Origin of the sequence: Pseudomonas sp. (genome assembly GCF_030147005.1) — a bacterium.
Taxonomy (GTDB): Bacteria; Pseudomonadota; Gammaproteobacteria; order Pseudomonadales; family Pseudomonadaceae; genus Aquipseudomonas.
The window spans coordinates 1-6,795 of record NZ_JASLAW010000071.1; the positions used below are offsets into that span (position 1 = coordinate 1).

Consider the following 6,795-nt stretch of genomic DNA (forward strand, 5'->3'; position numbering starts at 1 on the left):
GATGAGGCGGCCGCCAAGGCCGTGGTCGCGCATTACGCCGACATGGTGTTTGCGGTGTGCAGCGACGCCGAGTCCACCGCGAAAACCCTGCAGACCGCCATCGACACCTTCCTCGCCAACCCGAACGACGACACGCTCAAAGCGGCCCGTACCGCCTGGATCGCCGCGCGCGTACCTTACCTGCAAAGTGAAGTGTTCCGCTTCGGCAACACCATCATCGACGACTGGGAAGGCCAAGTGAATGCCTGGCCCCTGGACGAAGGGCTCATCGACTACGTCGACAAATCCTACGAACACGCACTGGGTAACCCGGGCGCCAACGCCAATATCATCGCCAACGGCGAAATCCAGGTCGGCGAAGACAAAGTCGACGTCAAGGAGATCACCCCGGAAAAACTCGCCAGCCTCAATGAGCTGGGCGGTTCCGAAGCGAACGTCGCCACCGGCTATCACGCCATCGAATTCCTGCTCTGGGGCCAGGACCTCAACGGCACCGGCCCAGGCGCGGGCAACCGTCCGGCCTCGGATTACATGACCGGTGACGGTGCAACCGGTGGCCACAACGAGCGTCGTCGCACCTACCTGCGTGCCGTGACCCAACTGCTGGTCAGCGACCTGCAGGAAATGGTCGGCAACTGGAAGCCCAACGTCGAAGACAACTACCGCGCCACCCTCGAATCGGAACCGGCTACCGACGGCCTGCGCAAAATGTTGTTCGGCATGGGCAGCCTGTCCCTGGGCGAACTGGCCGGCGAACGCATGAAGGTCTCCCTGGAGGCCAACTCGCCGGAAGACGAGCAGGACTGCTTCAGCGACAACACCCATAACTCGCACTTCTATGACGCCAAGGGCATCCGCAACGTCTACCTGGGCGAGTACACCCGCGTCGACGGCAACAAGCTGACCGGCCCGAGCCTGTCGTCCCTGATAGCCAAAGCCGACCCGGCTGCCGATGCGGCCCTCAAGGCTGACCTGGCGGCGACCGAAGCGAAGATCCAGGTGATGGTTGACCACGCCGGCAAAGGCGAGCACTACGACCAGTTGATCGCAGCCGGTAACGATGCAGGCAACCAGATCGTACGTGACGCCATCGCTGCGCTGGTCAAGCAGACCGGTTCGATCGAAGCCGCCGCGCGCAAGCTGGGCATTAGCGACCTGAACCCGGACAGCGCTGATCACGAGTTCTGATCAAGGCGCAGTTCAAAGAGGCGGCCTGCGGGTCGCCTTTTTTATTTAATTTTTCCCCCACCATAAAACCCCTGTGGGAGCGGGCTTGCTCGCCAAAGCGGTGAGTCAGTTCTCCATATGCTGACTGACCCACCGACTTCGCGAGCAAGCGCGCTCCCACGTTTGCTTCGCGTCGCTTCCAAGCCCCGGTTTACAAGACCTGCACCGCAGGTAGAATGGCGCCACCCCCACACCCGAGCGAACTTCATGGCGTTGCCGACCTTACGCATCATCGGTTTCATCATCGGCATCTTCCTGATCACGCTTGCGATCGCCATGGTCGTGCCCATGGCCACGCTGGTGATATTCGAACGCACCGGCGACCTGCCCTCGTTCCTGTGGGCCAGCATGATTACCTTTATCGCCGGCCTGGCCTTGGTTATTCCCGGTCGCCCCGAACATGTGCACCTGCGCCCCCGAGACATGTACCTGCTCACCGTCACCAGTTGGGTGGTCGTATGCGTCTTCGCGGCGCTGCCGTTTTTGCTGACTCAGCACATCAGCTACACCGACTCGTTTTTTGAAAGCATGTCCGGCATCACAGCCACCGGGTCAACGGTGTTGAGTGGGTTGGACAGCATGTCGCCGGGCATCCTGATGTGGCGCTCGCTGTTGCACTGGCTCGGCGGTATCGGCTTTATCGGCATGGCGGTGGCGATCCTGCCCCTGCTGCGCATCGGTGGCATGCGCCTGTTCCAGACCGAATCTTCGGACCGCTCGGAAAAAGTCATGCCGCGCTCCCATATGGTTGCGCGGCTGATCGTGGCGGCGTATGTGGGCATCACCATCCTTGGTAGCCTGGCGTTCTGGTGGGCGGGAATGGGGCTGTTCGATGCGATTAACCACGCCATGTCGGCCATTTCCACCGGCGGGTTTTCCACCTCCGATGAGTCCCTGGCGCACTGGAAGCAACCGGCAGTGCATTGGGTGGCGGTGGTGGTGATGATCATGGGCAGCTTGCCGTTCACCCTGTATGTAGCCACATTGCGCGGCAACCGTCGGGCGCTGATCAAGGACCAGCAGGTGCAGGGTTTGCTCGGCTTGCTGGTGGTGACCTGGCTGGTGCTCGGCACCTGGTATTGGTGGACCACCAACCTGCACTGGCTGGACGCCTTGCGCCATGTGGCGCTGAACGTCACCTCGGTGGTGACCACCACCGGCTTCGCTCTGGGGGACTACAGCCTCTGGGGCAACTTCTCGCTGATGCTGTTCTTCTACCTGGGCTTTATCGGCGGCTGTTCGGGTTCTACCGCCGGCGGGATCAAGATCTTCCGTTTCCAGGTCGCCTACATTCTGCTCAAGGCCAACCTGAACCAGTTGATCCACCCACGCGCGGTGATCAAACAGAAGTACAACGGCCATCGTCTCGACGAAGAAATCGTGCGCTCGATCCTGACCTTTTCGTTTTTCTTCGCCATCACTATTTGCGTTATCGCATTGGCCCTGTCACTGCTGGGACTGGACTGGATGACCGCGCTGACCGGCGCGGCCAGCACCGTATCCGGCGTCGGCCCGGGCCTGGGTGAAACCATCGGCCCGGCCGGCAACTTCGCCAGCCTGCCGGATGCGGCCAAGTGGATTCTGTCCCTGGGCATGCTGTTGGGACGTCTGGAAATCATTACGGTGTTTGTGCTCTGTATTCCGGCGTTCTGGCGTCACTGACGGGCGACGTTTGCAACAACCGCGCCCGGTATTCGCCGGGCGTGGCGTCGAACCAGCGGCGAAACGCGCGAAAGAAGTTGCTGGGGTCGGCGAACCCCAACAGGTAGGCGATTTCCAGCAAGGTCATGTTCGGCTGTGCCAGGTATTGCTCGGCCAGCTCACGGCGGGTGTCGTCGAGCAGGCTCTGGAAGCTGGTGCCCTCCTCCTGCAGACGCCGCTGCAAGGTACGCTGGGACAGGTGCAACGTCTGCGCCACCATGTCGCGCTTGGGTTCGCCCTGGGGCAGCAGGCGGCACAGCACTTGCCGTGCCTTGTGGGTCACGCGGCTTTCGGAAAAGCGCGCCAGGTATTCCCCGGCAAAACGATCATGCAACAGCGCCATGGCCTCATTGGCCGTGGGCAGCGGTGCATCCATGTCAGCCTGCTCGAAAATCAGCGCGTCATACGCCGCATTGAATTCCAGCGGCGCATGGAAGACCTGCTTGTAGGGCGCAAGGTCCGCCGGCTGATCGCCCTGCAGCAGCACTTTACGCGGCTGAAGGGTACGCCCGCTGAGCCACCCGCACAGCGCCAACGCGCTGGCCAGCGAGGCCTCGGCGCTTTGTCGAGTGGGCGGCAGGTGATCGCCGTGCACGGTCAGCGTCAGGGCATAGCCCTCGGGCAACAAGCGCAAGCTCAAGTCGGCGCTTTCGGCGATGATGCGCTGGTAACGCACCAGGCGCCTGAAGCCTTCGGCCAGGGTGTTACTGGACATCAAGGCGTAACCGGCAACATGAAACGATGCGGGGCGCACCACTTTGCCCATGTTCAAGCCAATGGCCGGGTTGCCCGACAATTCCACTGCACGCTGCCACAACCGGGTCATCGCGTCCTGCGGAAAACGTGCGTCGGGGTCACTGAGGGCCGCGTAGTCCAGTCCCAGTTGTTTGAACAGCGCCGGGCAATCCAGGCCGTCCATTTCCAAGGCCTTGACTATCCCCATCGCCCAGCTTGCCGAAGTTGTTCGTTCGCTCATGGCGTCTTCTTGAATAAAGTGGGCCTAAATGACAACCGGCAAGCGAAGGATACTAAAGTGGCATCTATTGTCACTGGCTGTAACCCCGGATCACTCTAGACTTAAACAAGCTCCCCGCCGAGCATCTGTTGGGCGGCACAACAACCAAAGGGCCTGTCAGAGTGGAAAACCTCAAGCGATTCAACAGCTTCGCCGAGTTTTACCCGTATTACCTGGCGGAGCACGGCAACAGCACCTGCAGGCGCCAGCACTTTATCGGCACGACGCTGGTGATTGGCATTCTGGCGTATGCCGTCGGCCGAGGCTCACTGGGCCTGCTGCTGGCCGTGCCGATTGCCGGCTACAGCTTTGCCTGGATCGGTCATTTCTTTTTTGAAAAGAACCGCCCGGCCACTTTCCAGCACCCGTTCTACAGCCTGCTCGGTGATTTCGTGATGTACCGCGACATGATTCTGGGCAAGGTGCCGTTCTAGTTTTCGTCGATATAAAAGTCTATTTGTCATTTACAGTGCTGTATCCTGCCAAGGCTTTTTGAAAGCGCGGAATCACCTGCGATTGAAAAAACAGACCTTGCGAGGAGCGACGACGATGCACGAGATACCTAATCTCCCCTTCCCAAGCCTGCACCCTACAGAGCAGCCAGCACCGCAACAGGCCAACGACACGCGGCCCGAGGCCAAAGAAGCAAAACCAGTCGACAGCGAAAGCCAGGACTGACGCCGTACCAGACCGTGTGGAAAGCGCAACTTTGAGCGCTTTCCACACTGCCTGAATAATGAGAGAACCCTGCAATGACCGACACCCCGGATACCGCCGTACTCGACGCCGCCCTGCAGATGGTCGAGGTCTGGAACCGCCTCAGCGCGGACAAACAAGCCGCTCTGCTCGAGCGCTTCGGCACCCAGGAGAACGCCCTGGCCGCCCTGGTCACCACCCAATTGCTGGCCCCTTCGCAAGCCTGAGACCTTCCTGATCCGAGGTTTTTGTCGCTTGACCGCCCTACCCGAGCCCAACCACCGGTATCATTAGCAGCCTATCTTTACCTGCTGCGACAGTGGACCTCTCCTCATGCCAGATACCCAGCGCCCCATGGCGGTCACGCTGCAAGTTGTTTCCATCGTACTTTTCACCTTTATCGGCTACCTGAATATCGGCATCCCCCTGGCCGTATTGCCAGGCTACGTCCACAGCGAACTGGGCTACGGCGCGGTGGTTGCCGGCCTGGTGATCAGCGTGCAATACCTGGCCACCCTGTTGAGTCGCCCCTATGCGGGCAAAATCATCGATAACCTGGGCAGCAAGCGCGCGGTGCTGATCGGCTTGGCCGGTTGTGGCTTGAGCGGTGTGTTCATGCTGCTCGCGGCGTGGTTTTCAAGCCTGCCGGCGTTGAGCCTCGGCAGCCTGCTGATCGGTCGCCTGGTGTTGGGCAGTGCCGAGAGCCTGGTGGGGTCGGGCGCCATCGGTTGGGGCATCGGCCGGGTGGGTGCGGCGAACACCGCCAAGGTCATCTCCTGGAACGGCATCGCCAGCTATGGCGCCTTGGCGGTCGGTGCGCCGCTGGGCGTATTGCTGGTCAGACATTTCGGATTGTGGAGCATGGGCGTCAGCATTGTCCTGCTCGCGGCAGTCGGCCTGTTGCTGGCCTGGAACAAGGTCGCCGCGCCCATCGTGACCGGCGTACGCCTGCCGTTCATGAACGTGCTGGGCCGGGTATTGCCCCATGGCTGCGCGCTGGCGTTGGGTTCCATCGGTTTTGGCACCATCGCGACCTTTATCACCTTGTATTACACCACCCAGCACTGGGATAACGCGGTGTGGGCGCTGAGCCTGTTCGGCGCCAGCTTTATCGGTGCGCGCCTGCTGTTCGGCAACCTGATCAACCGTATCGGCGGGTTTCGCGTGGCGATTGCCTGCCTGTCGGTGGAGATCCTCGGGCTGCTGTTGCTGTGGCTGGCGCCGGACGCCAATCTGGCCCTGGCGGGTGCGGCGTTGAGCGGGTTTGGCTTTTCCCTGGTATTTCCGGCGCTGGGAGTCGAAGCGGTCAACCTGGTGCCCGCCTCCAGCCGCGGTTCGGCGGTGGGTGCCTATTCGCTGTTTATCGACTTATCCCTGGGTATCACCGGCCCACTGGCCGGGGCGGTGGCGGCAGGCTTCGGCTTTGCGTCGATCTTCCTGTTCGCCGCCCTCGCCGCATTGGGTGGTTTGCTGCTGAGTGTGTACCTGTATCGCCAGGCGCCCAGGGCCCGCGAAACACGCGATGCCTAAAAGTCGACCTTGCCGCGCCCGGCCTTGATGCTGCCGCGCTTGGTCTTGGATTCAAGGCGACGCTTTTTCGAGCCCAGGGTCGGCTTGGTCGGGCGGCGCTTCTTCTCGACTTTAGTGGCACTGAGGATCAATTCCACCAGGCGTTCCAGCGCATCGGCGCGATTCTGTTCCTGGGTACGGTATTGCTGGGCCTTGAGCACCAGCACGCCTTCGCTGGTGATACGGCTGTCGCGCAGCGCCAGCAACCGCTCCTTATAGAACTCCGGCAACGACGATGCCGGAATATCAAATCGCAGGTGCACCGCACTTGACACCTTGTTGACGTTCTGCCCGCCGGCGCCCTGGGCGCGAATGGCGGTCAGCTCGATTTCAGCATCGGGCAGGTGGACGTTGTTGGAAATCACCAGCATGGAGAGCGTGGGCCTTGGCGGAATGGGGCTTTCAAGGATACGCGCCTTTAAGTCGAACGCGGTTGAATTGTGGGAGCGGGCTTGCCCTAATGCCGGTCAGTTAAGCGCTAAAGCAGAAAAACCTGCGACCTGTGGCGAGGGAGCTTGCTCCCGTTGGGGCGCGAAGCGGCCCCAAAAATGGGACTGCTACGCAGTCCAGCGGGAGCAAGCTCCCTC

The 6,795-nt window shown here is 61.3% G+C and carries 8 protein-coding genes; 6 read left to right on the forward strand and 2 right to left on the reverse strand.

The genetic code is table 11. The features are described from left to right. A partial coding sequence (locus Q1V60_RS07040) for an imelysin family protein (RefSeq protein WP_300628739.1) occupies positions 1-1,188 on the forward strand: 1,188 nt, incomplete at its 5' end. A 246-nt stretch (positions 1,189-1,434) separates the two neighbouring features. Beyond that, positions 1,435-2,889, forward strand: coding sequence for a TrkH family potassium uptake protein (locus tag Q1V60_RS07045; RefSeq protein WP_300628740.1), 1,455 nt, complete (start codon positions 1,435-1,437; stop codon positions 2,887-2,889). Here Q1V60_RS07045 and Q1V60_RS07050 read toward each other — a convergent pair. Further along, entirely contained in the window at positions 2,846-3,904 is a 1,059-nt protein-coding gene (locus tag Q1V60_RS07050) for an AraC family transcriptional regulator (protein WP_300628742.1), read from the reverse strand. The genes Q1V60_RS07045 and Q1V60_RS07050 overlap by 44 nt on opposite strands. A 161-nt stretch (positions 3,905-4,065) precedes the next feature. Here Q1V60_RS07050 and Q1V60_RS07055 point away from each other — a divergent pair, with 161 nt between their 5' ends. The 4 genes from Q1V60_RS07055 to Q1V60_RS07070 all read left to right on the forward strand — a co-directional run bounded on the left by Q1V60_RS07055 (position 4,066) and on the right by Q1V60_RS07070 (position 6,169). Beyond that, positions 4,066-4,377, forward strand: a complete 312-nt coding sequence (locus Q1V60_RS07055; protein WP_300628745.1) for a DUF962 domain-containing protein — start codon at positions 4,066-4,068, stop codon at positions 4,375-4,377. Between the two features lie 115 nt (positions 4,378-4,492). Next, a complete protein-coding gene (locus Q1V60_RS07060) occupies positions 4,493-4,621 on the forward strand; it encodes a hypothetical protein (protein ID WP_300628746.1) in 129 nt (42 codons plus the stop codon). A 74-nt stretch (positions 4,622-4,695) separates the two neighbouring features. Further along, a complete protein-coding gene (locus Q1V60_RS07065) occupies positions 4,696-4,866 on the forward strand; it encodes a hypothetical protein (protein WP_300628747.1) in 171 nt (56 codons plus the stop codon). 106 nt (positions 4,867-4,972) lie between these two features. Continuing rightward, a complete protein-coding gene (locus Q1V60_RS07070; protein ID WP_300628749.1) occupies positions 4,973-6,169 on the forward strand; it encodes an MFS transporter in 1,197 nt (398 codons plus the stop codon). On the opposite strand, the gene arfB is transcribed toward Q1V60_RS07070, so the two are convergent. After that, positions 6,166-6,579 carry an alternative ribosome rescue aminoacyl-tRNA hydrolase ArfB gene (gene arfB / locus Q1V60_RS07075; protein WP_016975416.1) on the reverse strand — a complete coding sequence of 138 codons (414 nt, stop codon included), beginning with the start codon at positions 6,577-6,579 and terminating at the stop codon, positions 6,166-6,168. The genes Q1V60_RS07070 and arfB overlap by 4 nt on opposite strands. Positions 6,580-6,795 lie beyond the last annotated feature (216 nt).